The sequence below is a fragment of the Pseudomonas sp. C8002 genome (assembly GCF_013385765.1).
Lineage (GTDB): Bacteria > Pseudomonadota > Gammaproteobacteria > Pseudomonadales > Pseudomonadaceae > Aquipseudomonas.
In genome coordinates this window covers 94,913-116,521 of record NZ_JACAPJ010000026.1, presented here as the reverse complement: position 1 = coordinate 116,521, position 21,609 = coordinate 94,913, and the positions used below count along the sequence as shown (strand labels likewise).

Genomic DNA, 21,609 nt, shown 5'->3' with positions numbered 1-21,609 from the left:
GCGCTACAGCGGCGTCAGCACGTTCATCACGGTGTCCAGCGCCACCCGGGTATCGTCCAGTTGCACCAGGGAGGCATGCCGCGCGCCGAGGGCGTCACGGTTCTTGATCGCGGTGAGGATCGCTTTGTGCCGGGGCAGGCTGAGGCCCTGGATGTCGGGGCGACGGTTGGTGATGTTGATGGACTCGCGAAGTGGCAGCGACAGCATATTGCACATGTAGGCCAGCAAGTCGTTGCGGGTCGCATCGGCAATCGCCCGGTGGAAGTCCAGGTCGGCCTGCAGCAACGTTTCGTGGGTATTGGCGGTTTCCATGCCGAGGTAGGCTTTTTCGATGGTGGCGATGTCGGCGTCGGTGGCGGTGGTCGCGGCCATGGCGGCGATTTCCGGCTCGAGGATCCGACGTACACCGGCCAGGGTGTTGAAAAACTCGCTGTGGGGTGTCGACTGCATCAGCCAGGTCAGCACGTCCGGGTCCAGCAAGTGCCACTGCACCCGTGGGCGCACCACGGCGCCGACCTTGGGCTTGGAAATCACCAGGCCCTTGGCGCTCAGCACCCGAGTCGCCTCACGCAATACCGAGCGGCTGACCTTGTACTCCTCGCACAAGGTGGCCTCCATGGGCAATCGTTCTTCCGGCTTGAAGCGCCCGGAAACGATGTGCATGCCCAAGTCCTGGACGATTTGGGCGTGCATGCTCTTGCGCGGCTTGGTCGGCTGCTGATCCATAACAGGGAGGCTACTCTGGCGAAATACGCGGCATCATAGCATTGCTCCCGTCCCAATTAGTGGGAATGACGCGGCACTTCCGCACCACGGCAGCCCACCAGGAAGTCGAAGTCGCAGCCCTGGTCTGCCTGTAATACGTGGTCGATGTACAGCTGCCGGTAACCCCCGACAATCAGCTGCTCGGGCGGCGCAAGGTCGGCCATGCGCGCCGCCAGTTCGGCGTCCGGGATGTCCAGGTGCAGGCGGCCATTGGCGCAATCGAGTTCGATCCAGTCGCCTTCCTTGACCGTGGCCAACGGGCCGCCGGCCGCCGCTTCCGGCGCCACGTGCAACACCACGGTGCCGTAGGCCGTGCCGCTCATGCGCGCATCGGAAATCCGCACCATGTCGGTCACGCCCTGGGCCAGCAGTTTGGCCGGCAAGCCCATGTTGCCGACTTCCGCCATGCCCGGATAACCCTTGGGCCCGCAGTTTTTCATCACCAGGATCGAGTTGGCATCCACGTCCAGTTCCGGGTCGTTGATCCGTGCCTTGTACATGTCGAAGTTCTCGAACACCACGGCACGCCCGCGATGCTGCATCAGCTCGGGACTGGCAGCCGAGGGCTTGAGGACTGCACCCAGTGGCGCGAGGTTGCCCCGCAGCACACAAATGCCGCCGTCGGCGCGGATCGGGTTGTCGAGGGTGCGGATCACTTCGTCCTGGCCGTAGATCGGCGCTTCCCGGGTGTTTTCGCCGAGGGACTTGCCGTTGACGGTCAAGGCATTCGGGTGCGGTATCAGGTTGGCCTCACCGAGGCGGCGCAGCACAGCCGGCAGGCCGCCAGCGTAGTAGAACTCCTCCATCAGGAAGCGCCCGGACGGCTGCAGGTCGACGATGGTCGGCATGCCACGGCCCATGCGGGTCCAGTCGTCCAGGTCGAGCTCGACGCCGATGCGCCCGGCGATGGCTTTCAGGTGAATCACCGCGTTGGTCGAGCCGCCGATGGCTGCGTTGACGCGAATCGCGTTTTCGAAAGCCTCCTTGGTCAGGATCTTCGACAGCTTCAGGTCTTCACGCACCATCTCCACCGCACGCATGCCGGACATGTGCGCCAGTACATAACGCCGCGCATCCACCGCGGGAATCGCCGCGTTGTGGGGCAGGGAAGTGCCGAGTGCTTCGGCCATGCAGGCCATGGTCGAGGCGGTGCCCATGGTGTTGCAGGTGCCCGCCGAGCGGGACATGCCGCCTTCGGCCGCGAGGAAATCGTCGAGGGTAATGGTGCCCGCCTTGACCTGTTCGCTGAGCTGCCACACCACGGTGCCCGAGCCGATGTCCTGGCCCTTGTGCTTGCCGTTGAGCATCGGCCCGCCGGTGACGACGATCGCCGGCACGTCGCAACTGGCGGCGCCCATCAGCAGCGCCGGGGTGGTCTTGTCACAGCCGGTCAGCAGCACCACGCCGTCGATGGGGTTGCCGCGAATGGCTTCCTCCACGTCCATGCTGGCCAGGTTACGGGTGAGCATCGCGGTGGGGCGCAGGTTCGATTCGCCGTTGGAGAACACCGGAAATTCCACCGGAAAGCCACCGGCTTCGATCACGCCGCGTTTCACATGCTCGGCAATCTGGCGGAAGTGCGCGTTGCAGGGCGTCAGCTCCGACCAGGTATTGCAGATCCCGATGATCGGTTTGCCGTGAAACTGATGATCGGCAATCCCCTGGTTTTTCATCCAGCTGCGGTACATGAAGCCGTTTTTATCGGCGGTACCAAACCAGCTGGCGGAGCGCAGGACGGGCTTTTTTTCGGACATGGCTGACTCTCTTATTGTAAGACTATATTGATCCATTCTCGGCTTAACATAGGCGTAAATTCGGGTGTTTGGAAGTGTTGTTGATTAAATAGTATTACTATATAGTCCGATTCAACGAGGCCTGGCCCTGGCGGTTTTCCGCGAGAGGCAACCCGAAACGCTCTATAAAAATAACAATCGGAGACCGCTCACATGAGCCAGGAACAGCGGCTGATACGTCGCATCACGCTGAAACTGATTCCCTTTCTGATCCTGCTGTACCTGATTGCCTACGTGGATCGCTCGGCCGTGGGCTTCGCCAAATTGCACATGGGCGCGGATGTCGGCATCGGCGATGCGGCGTATGGACTGGGAGCAGGGCTGTTCTTTATTGGCTACTTCCTGCTGGAAATCCCCAGCAACCTGATGCTCGACCGTTTCGGCGCGCGGCGCTGGTTCGCACGAATCATGGTGACTTGGGGCGCGATTACCATCGGCATGGCATTCGTCCAGGGCCCCCACAGTTTCTATGTGATGCGCTTTCTGCTGGGCGCCGCCGAAGCCGGGTTCTTCCCGGGTGTCCTCTACTACATCACCCAATGGTTCCCGGTGAGGCACCGCGGCAAGATCCTCGGGCTGTTCATCCTGTCCCAACCCATCGCCATGATGATCACCGGCCCCGTGGCGGGCGGCTTGCTCGGCATGGACGGGATACTCGGCCTGCACGGCTGGCAGTGGTTGTTCATCGTCATCGGCACCCCGGCGATCCTGCTGACCTGGCCGGTGCTGCGCTACCTGCCGGATGGGCCGCAACAGGTGAAATGGATGGACCAGGCGGAGAAGACCTGGCTCACCGGCGAGCTGGCCAAAGACCTGCAAGCCTACGGCCAGACCCGGCACGGCAACCCGCTGCATGCGCTGAAGGACAAGCGCGTGCTGCTGCTGGCGCTGTTCTACTTGCCGGTGACCTTGAGCATTTATGGGCTGGGCCTGTGGCTGCCGACCTTGATCAAGCAGTTTGGCGGCAGCGACCTGACCACCGGGTTTGTGTCGGCAGTGCCCTACATCTTCGGGATCATCGGTTTGCTGATCGTCCCGCGCAGTTCCGATCGCCTGAATGATCGCTACGGTCATCTTGCCGTGCTCTACGTGTTGGGCGCCATCGGCCTGTTCCTCAGCGCCTGGCTGACAGTGCCGCTGTGGCAACTGGCAGCGCTGTGCCTGGTGGCGTTTGCGCTGTTTTCTTGCACGGCGGTGTTCTGGACCTTGCCGGGACGTTTCTTTGCCGGCGCGAGTGCAGCGGCGGGGATCGCCTTGATCAACTCGGTGGGTAACCTCGGCGGCTACATCGGGCCGTTCGTGATCGGCGCCCTCAAGGAGTACACCGGCAACCTTGCGTCGGGCTTGTACTTCCTGGCGTGCGTGATGCTGTTCGGGGTGGTGTTGACCGGGGTGGTCTATCGGTTGCTGGAGCGCAGGCACGTGCTGCCGCCCGATCAGTTCGCCGCCAGCGCCCGTGGCGCCACGCGTACTTAATTGGCAATCAGGAGAACACTCATGGGGTTAGTGCAGTTTGAATTGAACAACGGCGAACGCCGAGTGGGCGTGGTCGAAGGCGATCAGGTACGCGAGGTGCGGGCCGCCCGCACGGTACGCGACCTGGCACTCGCCGCCATCGAGGCTGGCGTCACCTTGCAACAGCACATAGATCACCTCGGCCTGGCCGAGAGCCACGACTACGCCAGACTGCTGGCCGCGCAGAAGATCTTGCCACCGCTGGATCACCCGGACCCGGCCCACACGCTGGTCAGCGGTACCGGCCTGACCCACCTGGGCAGTGCGTCGGCGCGGGACAAGATGCACCAGAACGCCAGTGACGAAAGCGCGATGACCGACAGCATGCGCATCTTCAAATGGGGCGTGGAGGGCGGCAAACCGGCTGCTGGCCAGGCCGGTGTGCAGCCGGAATGGTTCTACAAGGGCGACGGCAGCATCGTGGTGCGTCCGGGCCAGCCATTCCCGTGGCCAGCGTTTGCCGAAGACGCCGGCGAAGAGCCGGAAATCGCCGGGCTGTATGTGATTGGTCACGACGGCAAGCCGTATCGCCTGGGCTACGCGGTGGGCAACGAGTTTTCCGACCACGTGATGGAGCGCAAGAATTACCTGTACCTGGCCCACTCCAAGCTGCGCAGTTGCAGCTATGGTCCCGAGTTGCGCCTGGGTGAACTGCCCCGGCACCTGGCGGGCACCAGCCGTATCGTGCGCAATGGCGAGGTGTTGTGGCAGCACGAATTCCTCAGTGGCGAAGCCAACATGTGCCACAGCCTCGAAAACCTTGAATACCACCATTTCAAATACACCCAGTTCCTGCGCCCAGGTGACGTGCATATCCATTTCTTCGGCACCGCCACCTTGTCGTTTGCCGACGGCATTCGTACCCAGCCAGGCGATGTGTTTGAAATCAGCCAGGCCGAATTCGGCGCGCCATTGATCAACGGCATTGCCGTGGCCAACAGCGGCGTGGCACCTGGCGGCATAGGCACCCTTTGAAGGAGACAGGCATGACCCGGATTTGTGGCCACAACTACATCGGCGGCCAGCGCAGCGCTGCCGGCAGCATCACCCTGCAGAGCATCGACGCCACCAGTGGCGAGGCATTGCCCTTTGATTTCTACCAGGCCACCGCGCAGGAGGTCGACGCCGCGGCCAACGCCGCCGCTCAGGCTTACCCGGCTTATCGCAGCCTGAGCGCGCAGCATCGTGCGTCGTTCCTGGAGGCGATAGCCGATGAACTGGACGCCCTGGGCGATGACTTTGTCGCCCTGGTCTGCCGCGAAACGGCATTGCCCGCCGGGCGTATCCAGGGTGAGCGCGGTCGTACCAGCGGCCAGATGCGGTTGTTCGCCAAGGTACTGCGGCGCGGTGATTTCTACGGCGCGCGGATCGACCAGGCGCTGCCGAATCGTCAGCCCTTGCCGCGCCCGGATCTGCGTCAATACCGCATCGGCCTGGGGCCGGTCGCGGTGTTTGGGGCGAGCAATTTCCCCCTGGCCTTTTCCACTGCCGGTGGCGACACCGCCGCCGCGCTGGCGGCCGGTTGCCCGGTGGTGTTCAAGGCCCACAGCGGCCACATGGCCACCGCCGAGCGGGTCGCCGATGCGATCATGCGGGCGGCCGAGCGCACAGGTATGCCCGGCGGCGTGTTCAACATGATCTTCGGCGGCGGTGTGGGGGAAGCGCTGGTCAAGCACCCGGCGATCCAGGCCGTGGGTTTCACCGGCTCGCTCAAGGGCGGCCGGGCGTTGTGCGATATGGCGGCGGCACGCCCGCAACCGATCCCGGTGTTCGCCGAGATGTCCAGCATCAACCCGGTGATCGTCTTGCCCCAGGCCCTGCAAACCCGGGCAGACACCATCGCCCGCGACCTGGTCGCCTCGGTGGTGCAGGGGTGCGGCCAGTTCTGCACGAACCCGGGCCTGGTGATCGGGATTGCCTCGCCAGCGTTCACAGGCTTCACCCAACAGGTCGCCCAACTGATCGGCGGCCAGCCCGCGCAAACCATGCTCAATGCCGGCACCTTGAACAGCTACGGCAAAGGCCTGCACACGCTGCTGGCCCATCCTGGCATCGAGCACCTGGCGGGCCAGACGCAAACCGGCAATCAGGCGCAGCCACAGCTGTTCAAAGCGGACGCCAGCCTGCTGATCAACGGCGATGAAGTGCTGCAGGAGGAAGTGTTCGGCCCCACCACGGTGTTCGTGGAAGTCGCCGACCAGGTCCAACTCACTGCGGCGTTGCACGGCCTGCACGGCCAATTGACCGCGACGATCATCGGCGAGCCGGCGGATTTCACCCAGTTCGGCGAGTTGACGCCGCTGCTGGAGCAAAAGGTTGGCCGCATCCTGCTCAACGGCTACCCCACGGGCGTCGAGGTGTGTGACGCGATGGTCCATGGCGGGCCGTATCCGGCGACTTCGGATGCCCGTGGCACTTCCGTGGGCACCCTGGCGATCGAGCGTTTCCTGCGACCTGTGTGCTTTCAGAATTACCCTGATAGCCTGCTCCCCGACGCGCTGAAGAATGCCAACCCGTTGCGCATTCAGCGTCTGGTAGATGGGCAGCCGTCGCGCGACGCGCTGTAACCGGTACCACCTGAAAACAACAAGAAAGCAGGAGGTTTCATGTCGTGGACCGCAGTCACACCGCACCGGGCTCGGCTGGGCGAAGGGCCGTTCTGGGATGTACCGGGCCAGGCCTTGTATTGGGTGGACATCATCGGCCAGCAGGCCTTGCGCCTGCAGGGCGGGCAATTGCACACCTGGCAATTGCCTGAGCCGGTCTCGGCGTTTATTCCGTGCGCCAGCGGCGATGCACTGGTGACCCTGAGCAGCGGCGTGTATCGCCTCGACCTCGATTCGACGCCGAGCGATCCGCGCCTGACCTTGCTTTGCGTCGCCGATCCGCAAGCGGGCAACCGTGCCAACGAAGCCCGCTGCGACGCTCAGGGCCGGCTGTGGCTGGGCACCATGCAGAACAACATCGGCGAGCACGGTGAAGACTTGCCGGTGCTGCGACGTTCCGGCGGCCTGTTCCGGGTCGATACCGACGGGCAGGTCACGCCGTTGCTGCAAGGCCTGGGGATTCCCAACACCTTGCTGTGGAACGACGCCGCCACCCACGTGCATTTCGGCGACAGCCTGGACGGCACGCTCTATCGATACCCGATGACTGAACAGGGCCAGCTCGCACCTGCGCAAGTCTGGTTCGGGCCTCACTCCCGGGGTGGCCCGGACGGTTCGGCCATGGACGCCGAAGGCTATATCTGGAACGCGCGCTGGGACGGCAGCTGCCTGCTGCGGCTGACGCCGGACGGTGAAGTTGACCGGGTCATCGAATTGCCGGTCAGCCGTCCCACCAGTTGCGTGTTCGCAGGCCCCGACCTCAAGACCTTGTACATCACCAGTGCCGCCAGCCCGCTGGATCACCCGCTGGACGGTGCGGTGCTGGCCATTGAGGTCGATGTGCCGGGGAAAATCTGCCACCGCTTTGCAGGATAACCAACAGGCTGTTTAACGCACTCAAAAACAACAACAAGGAGTCACCCTATGAATCGTCGTCGTGGTATCCGTTCCCTGTGCTGCGCCGCTGTGGCGGTGTCCGCCGTCGGCCTGAGCAGCCTGTTGCTGGCGGCCGAGCCGGTGAAGATCGGCTTTCTGGTCAAGCAGGCGGAAGAGCCCTGGTTCCAGACCGAATGGGCCTTCGCCGAAAAGGCCGGCAAGGACAAGGGCTTCGAGGTGATCAAGATCGCCGTGCCCGACGGCGAGAAAACCCTCTCGGCCATCGACAGCCTGGCGGCCAACGGTGCCAAGGGTTTTGTGATTTGCCCGCCGGACGTGTCCCTCGGCCCGGCGATCATGGCCAAGGCCAAAGCCAACGGCTTGAAAGTGATCGCCGTGGATGACCGTTTTGTGGACGCCAAGGGCAACTTCATGGAAGACGTGCCTTACCTGGGCATGGCCGCGTTTGAAGTGGGCGAGAAGCAGGGCAGTGCCATGGCCACTGAAGCGAAAAAACGTGGCTGGGACTGGAAGGACACCTATGCGGTGATCAACACCTACAACGAACTCGATACCGGCAAAAAGCGCACTGATGGCTCGGTCAAATCCCTGAAGGCCGCGGGCATTCCGGATGATCACATCCTGTACGCAGCCCTCAAGACCCTCGACGTCCCCGGCAGCATGGACGCCACCAACTCGGCGCTGGTCAAGCTGCCCGGCGGCGCGAAAAACCTGATCATCGGCGGCATGAATGACAACACCGTGCTTGGCGGCGTGCGCGCCACCGAAAGCGCCGGGTTTGCGGCGGCGAATGTCATCGGCATCGGCATCAACGGCACCGATGCCATTGGCGAATTGAAGAAAGCCAACAGCGGCTTCTTCGGCTCGATGCTGCCCAGCCCGCACATCGAGGGCTACAACACCGCGAGCATGATGTTCGAGTGGGTCACTACGGGTAAGGAGCCGCCGAAGTACACGGCCATGGATGAGGTGACGCTGATCACCCGCGAGAACTTCAAGCAGGAGCTGGAAAAGATCGGTTTGTGGAACTGATGGCCGCTGACGTTTCCCGGCAGCCCTGCTAACGCCGGTACTGTGGGATCTGTCGAGCTTTGGCGAGGCTGCGATAGCGGTGGGTCAGGCACCTTGGATATTGATAGTGCCGACGTCATCGCAGCCTCGCTGAAGCTCGACAGCTCACACAGGTTTAGTCGGCAGAGAATTTCAGCACGGTATTCTGCGTGTAGGTCTGGCCAGGATCGAGACGGGTAGAGGGGAAGCTCGGCTGGTTGGGGCCGTCGGGAAAATGCTGGGTTTCCAGGGTGAACGCACTCCAGTGGGCGTAAGGCTTGCCACCCTTGCCCTTGATCGTCCCGTCGAGGAAGTTGCCGGTATAGAACTGCACGCCAGGCTCGCTGGTATACAGCTGCAAGCGGCGACCGGACTGCGGGTCACGAACGTCGGCGGCCAGTTTGCCGATATCACCCTTGGCATCCAGCACCCAGTTGAAGTCAAAACCGCCTTGTTTAGGTTCGGCGAATTTCAGCTGGGGATGATCGTCCTTGATGTGCTGGCCGATGGCAGTGGGCTTGAGAAAGTCCATCGGCGTGCCGGCGACCGGGGCCAGTTCGCCGGTGGGAATCAGGGTGCTGTTGACCGGGGTGTAATGGCTGGCATGCAGGGTGGCGACCTGCTTGAGCACATCACCGCTGCCGGCGCCGGCGAGGTTGAAGTAACTGTGGTTGGTGAGGTTCAGCACCGTGGGTTTGTCGGTGGTGGCCTTGTAGTCGATGTGCAGTTCGTTCTTGTCGTTGAGGCTATAGGTGACATCGACTTTCAGGTTGCCGGGGAAACCCATCTCGCCGTCCTTGGACAGGTAGCTCAGGGTCACGCCCACCGAATCGTCCTGCTTGACCGGCTGGGCTTTCCACACATGCTTGTCGAAACCTTGCGGGCCGCCGTGCAGCGAGTTCGGCCCGTCGTTGAGGGGCACTTGATAGCGTTTGCCGTCCAGTTCAAAGCTGCCCTTGTCCAGGCGGTTGCCAAAACGGCCGATGGTCGCGCCGAAGAACGCGGTACCGGCCTGGTAGCCCTGGACGTCATCGAACCCCAGCACCACGTCGGCGAACTGGCCGTGTTTGTCGGGTACTTTCAGCGACTGCAAGACCGCGCCATAGGTGATGACCGTGGCTTGTACGCCATGACTGTTACGCAATACATACTGCTCGACGGCGGTGCCGTCATTGGTTTTACCGAAGGGTTTGTGTTCGCTGGACAAGCCAGCCGCCTGAGCGCCCAGGCTGGCCACCGCCAGGGAGAGGCCAAGGCCGGTAAGCAGGAATCGGGATTGCCGCATGACTGAGCTACCTTTATTGTTGTTAATTAAATAGTTCTACTATTTATTCGGCTGCAGGGCTGATTTATAGCCAATATCGCAAAACATGCAATATAAAATAAGACTAAATACAGCGGAGTGACTGCCCCATGAACACTGAAAAACAGCCCGGCGCGCAGGCGATGTACCCGGACCTGCGGGATAAAACCGTGCTGATCTCCGGCGGTGCTTCCGGGATAGGCGAGGCCATGGTGCGTGCCTTCGCACGCCAGGGGGCCAAGGTAGCCTTCGTGGACCGGGCGCAAGGGCAGGGCGACCGATTGGCGGCGATATTGTCGGCCGAGGGCCATGCCGTCGAATTCGCCCATTGCGATATCACCGACGAGATCGCGTACAAGGCCGCGATAGCGTGCCTGGCGCAGAGCCTTGGACCGATCGACGTGCTGGTGAACAATGCCGCCAACGACGTTCGGCACACCCTGGATGAAATCGACTCGGAGCGGTTCGACCAACTGATTTCGGTCAACCTGAAGCACGGGTTTTTCGCGGCCCGGGCCGTGGTGCCGATGATGAAGGCCGCAGGCGGCGGGTCGATCATCAACCTGGGTTCCATTGGCTGGATGATGGCTTCCAGCGGCTATCCGGTATACGCCGCCAGCAAAGCGGCCGCCCACGGTATGACCCGGGCCCTGGCGCGGGAGCTTGGGCCCAGCCGTATCAGGGTCAATACGCTGGTGCCGGGCTGGGTGATGACCGAGAAACAACTGGCGATGTGGGTGGATGACGCGGCCCGGGAGTTGATCGCCCGCAGCCAGTGCCTGCCGGGCAGTGTGGAGCCGGAACATATCGCCAATATGGCGCTGTTCCTGGCCTCTGATGTATCGGCGATGTGTACCGCACAGAACTTCATTGTGGACGGAGGATGGGTCTAGACCGGGGAAGGGTCGCCATTCCGAATGCAACGAATCGCCGCCCGGGGCCTCATACAGTAACGAACGGTGGCTCATATGCAGCCACCGCAACCGACTACTTCATGGGTGCAGGTGATTGATTTATGACGGACGCCGATAAGAAACATGTGGCCTGGCTGGTGGAACAATCGATGCTGCATGCCGCCAAGCAGCGCGCCAGGCTCTACTCGGGGCAAGGCCGGTTGTGGCAACAGCCGTATGCCCATACCAGGCCCCGTGATGCTTCGGCCCTGGCATCGGTGTGGTTCACGGCCTATCCGGCGTCCATCGTCACCCGCGAGAACGGCAGCGTACTGGAGGCCCTGGGCGATGAAACCTTGTGGCACGCGCTGTCAAAAATCGGCATCCAGGGCATTCACAACGGTCCATTGAAACGCTCGGGCGGTCTTTCCGGCACCGAGCACACCCCCACCATTGACGGCAATTTTGACCGCATCAGCTTCGACATCGACCCGCAACTGGGCACCGAAGCCCAGCTTCAGGCGCTGGCCCGCATGGCCGCCGCGCACAACGCAGTGATCATCGACGATGTGATCCCGTCCCACACCGGCAAGGGCGCGGACTTCCGCCTGGCCGAGATGGCCTACGAAGACTATCCCGGGCTCTACCACATGGTGGAGATCCGCGAAGAAGACTGGCCGCTGCTGCCCGACATCAGCGAGGGCCGCGATGCGCAGAACCTCAGCCCGCAGCAGGTCGACGTGCTCAGGGACAAGCACTACATCGTCGGCCAGTTGCAACGGGTGATCTTCTTCGAACCCGGGGTCAAGGAAACCGACTGGAGCGCGACTGATGTGGTCATCGGCGTGGACGGCAAGCCCCGCCGCTGGGTGTACCTGCATTACTTCAAGGAAGGGCAACCATCGCTGAACTGGCTGGACCCGACCTTCGCCGCGCAGCAGATGATCATCGGCGACGCCCTGCACGCCATCGACGTAATGGGGGCGAAAATCCTGCGCCTGGACGCCAACGGTTTCCTTGGCGTGGAACGAAAACTGGAAGGTAACGCCTGGTCTGAAAGCCATCCGCTGTCCATCACCGGCAACCAGATCCTGGGCGGCGCGATTCGCAAGGCGGGCGGTTTCAGCTTCCAGGAACTGAACCTGACGGTGGACGACATCGCCGCCATGTCCCACGGCGGCGCCGACCTGTCCTACGACTTCATCACGCGCCCGGCTTACCAGCACGCGTTATTGATGGGCGACACCGAGTTCCTGCGCCTGATGCTGCGGGAGATGCACACCCTGGGCATCGACCCCGGCTCGCTGATCCACGCCTTGCAGAACCATGACGAGCTGACCCTGGAACTGGTGCACTTCTGGACGTTGCACGCCCATGACACCTACCTCTATCAGGGGCAGACCTTTCCCGGCGGCATCCTGCGCGAGCATATCCGTGAGCAGATGTACGAACGCCTGGCTGGCGAACACGCGCCGTATAACCTGAAGTTCGTGACCAATGGCGTGTCCTGCACCACCGCCAGCATCATCACGGCGGCGCTGGGTATTCGCGACCTTGAGGCGATTACCCCGGCGGATATCCAGCAGATCCGCCAGATTCACCTGCTGCTGGTGATGTACAACGCGATGCAACCGGGGGTGTTTGCACTGTCCGGCTGGGACCTGGTGGGCGCATTGCCGTTACCGGCGCAGGAGGTGGCCCACTTGATGCTGGATGGCGACACACGCTGGATCCATCGCGGCGCCTATGACCTGGTGGACCTGAATCCGGATGCGGAGCAATCCGCCGGGCAGATGCCACGCCCGAAAAGCTTGTATGGCAGCCTGATCAGCCAGTTGGCCGACCCGGATTCGTTTGCCTCGCAACTGCAAAGAATCCTCGCGGTGCGCCGAGCCTACGACATCGCCGCCAGCCGCCAGATCCTGGTGCCGGATGTGCAGCACCCGGGGCTGTTGATCATGGTGCACGAGCTGCCGGCGGGCAAAGGTACCCAGATCACGGCGCTGAACTTCGGCTCGACGCCGATTACGGAAACCCTGCACTTGCCCAATATCGCGCCGGGCCCGGTGGTGGACATCATCAATGAGCGGGTGGAGGGCGATCTGACGCCCGAGGGTGATTTCACCATCACCCTGGATGCGTATGAAGGCTTGGCGCTGCGGGTAGTGATCTGACCCACTGATCCACTGCAGGAGCGAGCAAGCTCGCTCCTACACGGGGACCGGCTGTTCCGTCTCCTGATGGTGCGTTGAACCAATAAACATATACATCGCCGGCACCATGAACAGTGTCAGCACGGTACCGATCGACAACCCGGCGAAGATCACCAGGCCCATGTCATGCCGTCCCGCAGCCCCGGCACCGGAGGCCCACACCAGCGGCACCACGCCCAGCACCATGGCGGCGGTGGTCATCAGGATCGGCCGCAGACGCACGCCGGCCGCTTCTTCTATGGCCTCACGCTTGCTGTGACCGGCGCGCTGCAACTCGTTGGCAAACTGCACGATCAGGATCCCGTGCTTGGTGATCAACCCCAGCAACGTCACCAGCCCCACCTGGGTGTACACGTTGATCGAGGCAAAGCCCATGGTGATAAACGCCAACGCTCCGAAGAGTGCAGGGGGCACCGAGAACAGGATCACCACCGGGTCGCGGAAACTCTCGAACTGAAACGCCAGGGCCAGGTACACGATCAGGATTGAGAACATCAGCAGGCCGAAGAACCCGCCGGATTCCTGCATGAACTGGCGTGATTCGCCGGAGAAGTCCGAGGTGTAACCCGACGGCGCAATATTGGTCAGAATGGTGTTCAGTTTCGCCAGCAGTTCGCCCTGGGCCACGCCGCTGACGCCCGACAGGGTCGCCGAGTTGAGTTGCTGGAAGTGGTTGATGGATTCCGGCTGGGTCGAGGTTTCGATATGCGCCACGGTGCGCGCCTGGATCATGCTGCCGGATGGCGTGCGAATGTAGTAATCGAGAATCTGGTCCGGGTTGAGGCGATCAACCTGCAACACCTGGGGAATGACTTTGTACGAGCGCCCGGCAGTGGAGAAGTAGTTCACGTAGTTGCCGCCCAGTGCCGCGGACAGCGCCGCACCGACGTCGGCCTGGGTCATGCCCAGTGCGGCGATTTTTTCCCGGTCCACCACCAGCTTGGCTTGTGGCTTGTCGAGTTTCAGGTCCATGTCGGAGAAATAGAACAGCTGTTGTTTCTGGGCCTCGGCCACCACGGCCTGGGCGACTTCGTTGAGGTTTTCCACCGAGTCGGTGGTGGTGATCACGAACTGCACCGGCAAGCCCTGGGCGCCCGGCAGCGACGGCAGGGGGAAGGCGGCGATGGTGGCGCCCGGCACCTGGTTCCATTTCTGCTGGAGTTCCAATATCAGTTGGGCTTGGGAGCGCGAGCGGTCGCCCCAGTTTTTCAGCAGTACACCGCCCAGGCCCTGGTTGAGAATGGGCAACCCGGTCAGCTGGAACATCTGCGCGTATTCCGGCTCTTTGTTGGCGATCTGGAAGGCCTGGTCGGCAATCCGTTCCATCTGTTGCGGCGAGGCGGTGGGCGGGCCCTTGATCTGCATGAACACCAGCCCCTGGTCCTCGGTGGGCGACAGTTCGCTTTTGGCGGTCATGCCGCTGGCGGCCACCAGCAGGAACAGCACAAAACCAAACGTCACCAGCACCGGCCATACGTTCAGGCCACCCGAGAGTATGCGGTGGTAACGGCCCCGCAACCAGTCAAAGTACTGATCGAGCTTGCGGGCAAACCGGCCTTCTTCCTGCCCGGACTTGAACAGCCGGGAGGTCATCATCGGCGAAAGCGTCAACGCCACCACGGCCGACACAGTCACGGCACCCGCCAGTGAGAAGCAGAACTCCTTGAACAGCGCACCGGTAAGGCCGCTGCGCAGCCCGATGGGCACGTAGGCGGCGATCAGCACCACGGTCATCGCGATGATCGGCCCACCCAGTTCCCGCGCGGCAACCAGCGCAGCTTCCAGCACGCCTTTGCCTTCTTCCTTGATATGCCGGTCGACGTTCTCCACCACGATAATCGCGTCGTCCACCACCAGGCCGATCGCCAATACCAGGGCAAGCAGGGTCAGCAGGTTTATCGAGTACCCCAGCAGGTACATGATGAAGAAGGTCCCGACCAGCGACAGCGGGATCGCCACCAGCGGCACGATCACCGCGCGGAACGAGCCGAGGAACAGGTAGATCACCACCGACACAATGATCATCGCCTCGACCAGGGTCTTCACCACCTCATAGATCGAGGTGTTGATGAACTCCGTGGAGTCATACACGATCTCGCCGCGTACCCCGGTGGGCAACTGGGATTGCAGCTCGGGGAAGGCCTCGCGCACGCTGTCGGCCACCGTCAGGATATTTGCAGTCGGCGCCGTCTTGATGCCGATGAACACCGAACGCTTGCCGGAAAACGCCACGCTGCTGTCGTAGCTTTCGGCGCCGAGGGTGACGGTGGCCACGTCCTCCAGGTACACCAGGGCATCGCCTTTCTGCTTGACCACTAGCCGCTTGAATTCATCCACCGTGTGCAAGTCGGTCCCGGCCGTCAGGTCGACCGTCACCGTTTGCCCGCGGGTGGAACCGACGGCAGACAGGTAGTTGTTGTTGGCCAGGGCGGTGGATACGTCCTGGGCGGTCACGTTATGCGCCGCCAGTTTGTTCGGGTCCATCCAGGCGCGCAGGGCGAACTGGCGCCCGCCGAGGATTTCGGCGGTTTGCACGCCCTGGATCGAGTCCAGCTTGGGCTTGACCACTCGCACCAGGTAATCGGTGATGTTGTTGGTGGGCAAGGTGTCGCTGTAGAAACCCAGGTACATGGCGTCGGTGGTCTGCCCGACCGCCACCGTCAGCACCGGCTCCTGGGACTGCGCCGGCAGTTGGTTCTTGACCGAGTTGACCTGGGTGTTGATCTCGGTGAGGGCCTTGCTCGCGTCGTAATTCAGCCGCAGCGTGGCGGTAATCGTCGAGACACCGGTGATGCTGGTTGAAGACAGGTAGTCAATGCCCTGGGCCTGGGCGATGGCCGATTCAAGCGGCTGGGTGATAAAGCCGGCAACGGTGGAGGCGTCCGCGCCGTAGTAGGCGGTGGTGATGGTGACCACGGTATTTTCGGTGCGTGGCCATTGGTTCACCGGCAATTCGAAGATCGAGCGCAGCCCCAGGATCAGGATGAACAGCGAGACAACAATCGCCCAGACCGGCCGCTGAATAAAGGTATCGGTAAGCTTCATGGGACACCTTTAGTGTTCTTGGGGAGTCGGCGCAGGATCGTTCAGCGGCGCGGCGCTGTTATCGACCTTCACCGGCGAGCCATTCTTGAGCTTCATCTGGCCGCTGGTGATCAGCAGGTCGCCTTCCTTCACGCCCGACAGGATCGCCACCTGATCGCCCCGGGTCGGTCCGGTCTTGATAAAGGTCTGTTGCGCGGTGAGGACTTCCTCACCCTTGTCGTTCTTGCTCGATGTGGCAATGAATACTGTGGTGCCGTAAGGGTTGTAGGTCACCGATGTCTGCGGAACGGTGAGGTAGCGCTGCGTCGCACCGGAGTTGACCACGGCGCGGGCAAACATCCCGGGCACCAGGTTCTGTTTGGGGTTGTCGACGGTGGCTTCCACGGTGACATTGCGCGTGGTGGCGTCGAACTGGGTGTCGATGGTGCTGATCTTGCCGGTGAAGGTTTGATTCGACAGTCCGTCGGCCGTTACCGAAACCCCTTGGCCGATGGCGATGGCCTCCATTTGAGTCTGGGGCACCGTGAAGTCGATGTAGATCGGATCGAAGGTTTGCAGCGTGGCGATCTTGTCGCCGGGGTTGAGGTATTGGCCAGGGTTGACGCTGGTGATGCCGATGCGCCCGGCAAACGGTGCGCGGATGGTTTTTTTCGCCACCAGCGCGCGCTGTTGTTCAGCGGCGGCGACCTTGGCTTTGAGGTCGGCGGTGTCAGTGTCCACTTGTGCCTGGGAGATGGCGTTAACCGCCAGTTGCGCCTTGTCACGCTTGAGCACGATCACCGCCAGGTCGGCCGTGGCCTCAAGGGAATGCAGTTGCGCGATGTCCGAGTCGGCATTCAGCTGGACGAGCAGCGCCTGGGCCGCCACTTCTTGCCCGGGCGTGAAGCCGATGGTGCGCACGATGCCGCCCACTTCAGTGGTCACATCCACCCCCCTGACCGCTTTCATTGAGCCCACGGCGCTGACATTCGGTTGCCAGTCGCTGAACGGCACCTTCATGGCCGTGACCACGGAGGCGGGCAGGGGCATTTTCGACTGGGCGATCAGCGCCGAAATCTGCACGAACTTCACCCCGGCAATGATCGCGACAATCACCAGCACCACCACGATCATGATGATCATCGGCCGCCACAGTCGGCGCTTGCGCGGTGCGCCGGGCTCGGTGGGCAGGGGAGAGGCGGTTATGACGTCAGCCATGGATGTTCTCGCTGTTTCAAGAGTTCAGTTCAGTTGAACCGTGCCGAATCGGCAGGCGCTGCCTCGTTCCTGGCCGGAATGATCTCGTTCCACGAAGGCAGGCCGAACCGATCAGGCCGGCCCTTGGTGGCAGGGTCCACATCGGTACGGTTCCACCATCCGCCACCCAATGCCTGGAAGAGCGCGGTGGTGTCGCTGTAGCGGGAGGCCTGCGCCCTGACCCGGGCCAGCACGGTGTTCTGGTAGGTTTGCTGGGCCGTGAGCAGGTTGATGTACGCCACGGCACCGAGCTTGAACTGCGCCTGCACCAGGTCCAGGTTGGCTTGGGCAGAGCGCTCGGCCACCACCTGCTGGTTGAGCGCATCGGCATCCGCCTCCAGCGCCCGCAGCGCATTGGCCACGTCCTGGAACGCGCCGATCACCGTGCCACGGTAGCGGGCTGCCGACTCGTCATAGGCGGCCACGGCAGCGCGTTTGCGATGTTCGAGTGCGCCGGCATCGAAGATCGGTTGGGTGATCGACCCGGCTAGGCTCCAGACCCCACTGCCCGCCGAAAACAATTTGGTCCCGCTAGCCACCGTGGAGCCAACCGACCCGGTAATGCTGAACTGCGGCAACTGATTGGCGACGGCCACGCCGATATTGGCACTGGCCTGATGCAGTTGCGCCTGCGCGGAACGCACATCGGGTCGCTGGCCAACGATGGCCGAAGGCAGGCTGAGCGGCAGTTCTTCGGGCAGGTGCAGGGAGGCGAGGTTGAAGCGCTCGTCCCGGTCCTGGTTGGGAAACCGGCCGAGGTAGGCCATCAACTGGTTGCGGGTCTGGGCGAACTGCTTTTGCAGGGGCGGCAAGGTGGCACGGGTTTGCGCCAGCGCGGTCTGCTGTGTGAGCACGTCGGAGTCGCCGATAGCACCCAGCCGGCGCTGCGCCTGCAGGACGTCGAGCTGATCACTCTGTAGCCGAATGATGGTTTCGGTGGCGGCGATCTGGTCGCGTATAGAGGCCAGGCTGACTGCGGTGTTCACCACATTGGAGGTCAAGGTGAGGTAGGTCGCCTCCAACTGGAAGCGCTCGTACTCGGCCTGGGCCGAGGTGGATTCAATTTGCCGGCGCGTGCCGCCGAATACATCCGGGGCGTAGGACACGCTCAGCGACGCCGAACTCACCGTGAGAATCGGCGACTCCGGCAGGCCCGAGGTGACGCCCGATACTTTCTCGCGGGCCTTCTGCACGTTGCCGCTCACCGAGGGAAACAGCGACGCCTGGTCGGCATAGACCAGCTCGTTGGCCTGGCGCAATGCCGCCTGCGCGGCGGTGACATCCGGGTTGGCGCGCAAGGCTTCCTCCACCAGCGCGTTCAGTTCCGGTGAGCGGAACAGCGTCCACCATTGCCCGGGAATATCCATCCCGGCGATCAACCGCTGCGCCGCACCGCCGGTGTCGATATCGGCCTTGGTGGTGGAGGTGAGTTTTTCTCGTGAATAATCGGCGTTCGCCGGCACCTCAGGGCGCGCGAAATCGGGCCCGACGGTGCATCCGGCGAGGGCGATGCACAGCAGGCTCAAGGGAGCCAGAAGGTGGGGTGGTCGAAAAAGGGCGCGGCTGTGCGCCACTGGTTGCGGTGCCGATGCAAGCTGCCGAGGCTGCTCTTTCATATTTACTCTGATTAATCAGTTGGTTAACTGCTTTATTTGTTGAGCAATGAGTGCGCGGGCATCGGGCCATACGGCTGAAAAAATGGCGCGAGAGTCGCCGAATTCAAATCAGTGTAGGTGGTGCAGGCGGGTACGCAATGTCCGTGCGCGCCGACCACCCACAAAAATGCATTTAACGCATTAATATCGAATTAGGTTATGCGTTATAAGTATTTTACATGCAGCCGTCAGCCCCTCATCGTAGCCCTCCCTACGAACACTGCCGAGACCGCACGCGCGGATCGACTTTCAATGCTTGAGAAGGCATCTGGAGACGAACGTGCGTTACCTGACAAAACTGGTGGCCGGGTTGGCCGCCACGCTGCTGTGCCTGACCGCGAACGCGCAAACGCTGGTGGTCGGAGACCAAAGCTACAACGCCCAGGCCGTGATGGAAGCGGCGGGGGTGCTGGATGATCTGCCCTACACCCTTGAATGGAAGCAATTCACCGCCGGGTCTCCGGTGGCGGAAGCCCTCAATACCAACAGCCTCGACATCGGCCTGCTCGGCGATGCGCCCGTGCTGTTCCTCGGTGCACTCGGCGCACCGATCAAGGTGATTGCCATCAGCCGGCAAAACCTCGAGGGCGTGGCCATCCTGGTGAAAAAGGATTCCTCGATCCACAGCCTTGCGGACCTCAAAGGCAAGCGCGCCGCCATCTGGAAAGGCTCCTGGAGCCAGCAACTGCTGCTGACCGCACTGGATAAGGCCGGCGTGCCGAAAGACGCCCTGGAGTTGCGCTACCTCAGTGCACTGGATGCTTCCCACGCACTGGAAGGCGGTTCGGTCGACGTCATCGCCACCTGGGAACCCTACGTCACCCAACAGGAACGCCAGGGCGCACGGGTATTGGCGACCGCAGACGGGCTGATCCCGGCCCAGAGTTTCGTCGCCGCCAGCACCAGGGCCGTCGATAACAAGCGTGCGCAAATCAGCGATTTTCTCCAACGCCTGAAGAAAGCCCGTGACTGGACACGCCAAAGCCCGGCCAACGCCGACGCGTATGCAGATGCGTGGGCCAAGCGCACCCGCGCAGATGCCGACATTGCCCGCGCCTGGTTTGCCCGGGCACGCACGACGGTCGAACCGGTGACAGCCCAGTCGCCTGTAGAAGCACAAAAGACCGTGGACTTTTTCGCAAGCCAGGGACTGGTCAAGTCTTACCCGGCAGCCAAGCTGTTCGACGACTCCTTCGCGGCGTCCTTGCAACCAGCCGTCGCCAGAACCCAGCCCTGAACGTTTCCAGGAATACGTTGGACATGACTAAAAGACAGCTCAAACTCGGTGCCCTGACCATGGGCTGCGGCGGGCCCGGCCGCCACAATCTATGGCTCGACCCGCAATTGCCGGCCGATGCCAGCGTCAACGTCGACTGGTACATCGACATTGCACGCCAGGCCGAGGCGGCATTGTTCGACTTGATGTTCATCGTCGACAGCCAATTCATCACACCGGGTTCGCCATCCCACTACCTGAACCGGCTGGAGCCGCTGACGCTGTTATCGGCACTTGCCGTAAGCACCCGGCACCTGGGCCTGGTCGGTACGCTGACGACCTCTTACAACTCGCCCTATAACGTCGCGCGGCGCCTGGCCTCACTCGACCTGATCAGCAAAGGCCGCGCCGGCTGGAACGTGGTCACCAGCGGCGACGCCGGTACCGCCGGCAACTACAGCCGCGACGAACATTATGACTACGACACCCGCTATGGCCGGGCGGCCGAACACGTCCAGGTCGTGCAGGGCCTGTGGAACTCCTATGAGGAAGATGCCTTCGTGCGTGACCGCGCCACCGGCCGGTTTCTCGACCCCGCCAAACTCCACAGCCTGAATCACAAGGGCGAGCACTTTTCCGTGGTCGGGCCGCTGAATATCCAGCGCTCACCCCAGGGCCAACCGGTGATCTTCCAGGCTGGCGATTCGGAACAAGGCCGCGACCTCGGTGCGGCCACGGCCGATGTGATCTTTACCCATGCGGCCAGCATCGAGCAGGGCCAGGCTTTCTATCGGGATATCAAGAGCAGGGCGCTGCAACATGGCCGTGACCCGCAGCAATTGCTGGTGATGCCCGGCGCCGAGATTTATGTAGGCGATACCGATGAACAGGCGCGTGAAATCGAGCGGCACTACCATCAGGCCGACCACAGTTTCGAGCTGGCGCTGAAGGAGTTCGGACGCAATTTCGGCTGGCATGATTTCAGCCAGTACGACCTTGATGCGCCGTTCCCGCAGGAGAGCCTGGAGGCGGCACGCAGCAGCTTTTTTACCGCGGCCAAACGCATTGCCGATCAGGCACGGGAGAAAGGTTTTACATTGCGCCAGGCGGTGGAGTTCGGGCGGCAATTGCGCCCGGGAGCGTTTGTCGGATCGGCGGATACCGTCGCTCGGAAAATGGCTGACTGGCTTGAAGCCCGCGCGGTGGATGGTTTCAATATCTACATCGGCCATCCGGAGCAGTTCAAGCGCTTCACGCACGAGGTCATCCCGTTGTTGCAGGAGCGCGGCGTGTATCGCACGGCTTATGAAGGTACGACCTTGCGGGAAAGCCTGGGATTGAAGATTCCACGGTTTGCGCGCAACGGCGGCGGTTGACTCAAAAAAACCGTCCAGATGAATAAATTGGTGGGCCGGGGATTTT

The 21,609-nt window shown here is 62.4% G+C and carries 15 protein-coding genes; 9 read left to right on the top strand and 6 right to left on the bottom strand.

The features are described from left to right. Positions 1-3: 3 nt before the first annotated feature. Positions 4-726: a FadR/GntR family transcriptional regulator gene (locus tag HX814_RS25555; protein ID WP_003217775.1), complete on the bottom strand. Its 723-nt coding sequence runs from the start codon at positions 724-726 to the stop codon at positions 4-6. A 56-nt stretch (positions 727-782) separates the two neighbouring features. Further along, on the bottom strand, positions 783-2,519 hold the full coding sequence (locus HX814_RS25550; protein ID WP_177009543.1) for an IlvD/Edd family dehydratase: 1,737 nt from the start codon (positions 2,517-2,519) through the stop codon (positions 783-785). A 192-nt stretch (positions 2,520-2,711) separates the two neighbouring features. Between HX814_RS25550 and HX814_RS25545 the strand changes: the two genes are divergently transcribed. The 5 genes from HX814_RS25545 to HX814_RS25525 are packed head-to-tail and all read left to right on the top strand — an operon-like array spanning position 2,712 to position 8,608. Beyond that, a complete protein-coding gene (locus HX814_RS25545) occupies positions 2,712-4,034 on the top strand; it encodes an MFS transporter (protein ID WP_177009542.1) in 1,323 nt (440 codons plus the stop codon). 21 nt (positions 4,035-4,055) lie between these two features. Further along, complete coding sequence (araD1, locus tag HX814_RS25540) at positions 4,056-5,048, top strand: AraD1 family protein (protein ID WP_177009541.1); 993 nt, start codon at positions 4,056-4,058, stop codon at positions 5,046-5,048. An 11-nt stretch (positions 5,049-5,059) separates the two neighbouring features. Further along, positions 5,060-6,640, top strand: coding sequence for an aldehyde dehydrogenase (NADP(+)) (locus HX814_RS25535; protein WP_177009540.1), 1,581 nt, complete (start codon positions 5,060-5,062; stop codon positions 6,638-6,640). 39 nt (positions 6,641-6,679) lie between these two features. Continuing rightward, positions 6,680-7,555, top strand: coding sequence for an SMP-30/gluconolactonase/LRE family protein (locus HX814_RS25530; protein ID WP_177009539.1), 876 nt, complete (start codon positions 6,680-6,682; stop codon positions 7,553-7,555). Positions 7,556-7,603: 48 nt separating this feature from the next. Beyond that, positions 7,604-8,608, top strand: coding sequence for a substrate-binding domain-containing protein (locus HX814_RS25525; RefSeq protein WP_003217769.1), 1,005 nt, complete (start codon positions 7,604-7,606; stop codon positions 8,606-8,608). A gap of 154 nt (positions 8,609-8,762) precedes the next feature. On the opposite strand, the gene HX814_RS25520 is transcribed toward HX814_RS25525, so the two are convergent. Continuing rightward, the gene (locus HX814_RS25520; protein ID WP_102369085.1) at positions 8,763-9,911 is read right to left on the bottom strand and encodes an aldose epimerase family protein; all 1,149 of its coding nucleotides are present in this window, start codon (positions 9,909-9,911) and stop codon (positions 8,763-8,765) included. Between the two features lie 128 nt (positions 9,912-10,039). Between HX814_RS25520 and HX814_RS25515 the strand changes: the two genes are divergently transcribed. Together HX814_RS25515 and treS are read left to right on the top strand one after the other, a co-directional pair. Continuing rightward, positions 10,040-10,822 carry an SDR family NAD(P)-dependent oxidoreductase gene (locus HX814_RS25515; protein ID WP_003217767.1) on the top strand — a complete coding sequence of 261 codons (783 nt, stop codon included), beginning with the start codon at positions 10,040-10,042 and terminating at the stop codon, positions 10,820-10,822. A gap of 122 nt (positions 10,823-10,944) precedes the next feature. Further along, positions 10,945-12,996 carry a maltose alpha-D-glucosyltransferase gene (gene treS / locus HX814_RS25510; RefSeq protein ID WP_177009538.1) on the top strand — a complete coding sequence of 684 codons (2,052 nt, stop codon included), beginning with the start codon at positions 10,945-10,947 and terminating at the stop codon, positions 12,994-12,996. A gap of 36 nt (positions 12,997-13,032) precedes the next feature. On the opposite strand, the gene HX814_RS25505 is transcribed toward treS, so the two are convergent. From HX814_RS25505 to HX814_RS25495, 3 genes are all read right to left on the bottom strand, one after another. After that, complete coding sequence (locus tag HX814_RS25505; RefSeq protein WP_177009537.1) at positions 13,033-16,080, bottom strand: efflux RND transporter permease subunit; 3,048 nt, start codon at positions 16,078-16,080, stop codon at positions 13,033-13,035. Positions 16,081-16,089: 9 nt separating this feature from the next. After that, positions 16,090-17,202: an efflux RND transporter periplasmic adaptor subunit gene (locus HX814_RS25500; protein WP_177009552.1), complete on the bottom strand. Its 1,113-nt coding sequence runs from the start codon at positions 17,200-17,202 to the stop codon at positions 16,090-16,092. Between the two features lie 104 nt (positions 17,203-17,306). Next, a complete protein-coding gene (locus HX814_RS25495; RefSeq protein ID WP_256344055.1) occupies positions 17,307-18,842 on the bottom strand; it encodes an efflux transporter outer membrane subunit in 1,536 nt (511 codons plus the stop codon). 409 nt (positions 18,843-19,251) lie between these two features. On the opposite strand from HX814_RS25495, the gene HX814_RS25490 reads away from it, so the two are divergent. Beyond that, entirely contained in the window at positions 19,252-20,208 is a 957-nt protein-coding gene (locus HX814_RS25490) for an ABC transporter substrate-binding protein (protein ID WP_177009536.1), read from the top strand. Between the two features lie 23 nt (positions 20,209-20,231). Then, complete coding sequence (locus HX814_RS25485) at positions 20,232-21,563, top strand: LLM class flavin-dependent oxidoreductase (protein ID WP_177009535.1); 1,332 nt, start codon at positions 20,232-20,234, stop codon at positions 21,561-21,563. Positions 21,564-21,609 lie beyond the last annotated feature (46 nt).

Bases quoted from the DNA above. Each gene is read 5' to 3' on its own strand.
- HX814_RS25555 (WP_003217775.1), bottom strand. From the start codon at position 726: ATGGATCAGCAGCCGACCAAGCCGCGCAAGAGCATGCACGCCCAAATC.
- HX814_RS25550 (WP_177009543.1), bottom strand. From the start codon at position 2,519: ATGTCCGAAAAAAAGCCCGTCCTGCGCTCCGCCAGCTGGTTTGGTACC.
- HX814_RS25545 (WP_177009542.1), top strand. From the start codon at position 2,712: ATGAGCCAGGAACAGCGGCTGATACGTCGCATCACGCTGAAACTGATT.
- araD1 (WP_177009541.1), top strand. From the start codon at position 4,056: ATGGGGTTAGTGCAGTTTGAATTGAACAACGGCGAACGCCGAGTGGGC.
- HX814_RS25535 (WP_177009540.1), top strand. From the start codon at position 5,060: ATGACCCGGATTTGTGGCCACAACTACATCGGCGGCCAGCGCAGCGCT.
- HX814_RS25530 (WP_177009539.1), top strand. From the start codon at position 6,680: ATGTCGTGGACCGCAGTCACACCGCACCGGGCTCGGCTGGGCGAAGGG.
- HX814_RS25525 (WP_003217769.1), top strand. From the start codon at position 7,604: ATGAATCGTCGTCGTGGTATCCGTTCCCTGTGCTGCGCCGCTGTGGCG.
- HX814_RS25520 (WP_102369085.1), bottom strand. From the start codon at position 9,911: ATGCGGCAATCCCGATTCCTGCTTACCGGCCTTGGCCTCTCCCTGGCG.
- HX814_RS25515 (WP_003217767.1), top strand. From the start codon at position 10,040: ATGAACACTGAAAAACAGCCCGGCGCGCAGGCGATGTACCCGGACCTG.
- treS (WP_177009538.1), top strand. From the start codon at position 10,945: ATGACGGACGCCGATAAGAAACATGTGGCCTGGCTGGTGGAACAATCG.
- HX814_RS25505 (WP_177009537.1), bottom strand. From the start codon at position 16,080: ATGAAGCTTACCGATACCTTTATTCAGCGGCCGGTCTGGGCGATTGTT.
- HX814_RS25500 (WP_177009552.1), bottom strand. From the start codon at position 17,202: ATGATCATCATGATCGTGGTGGTGCTGGTGATTGTCGCGATCATTGCC.
- HX814_RS25485 (WP_177009535.1), top strand. From the start codon at position 20,232: ATGACTAAAAGACAGCTCAAACTCGGTGCCCTGACCATGGGCTGCGGC.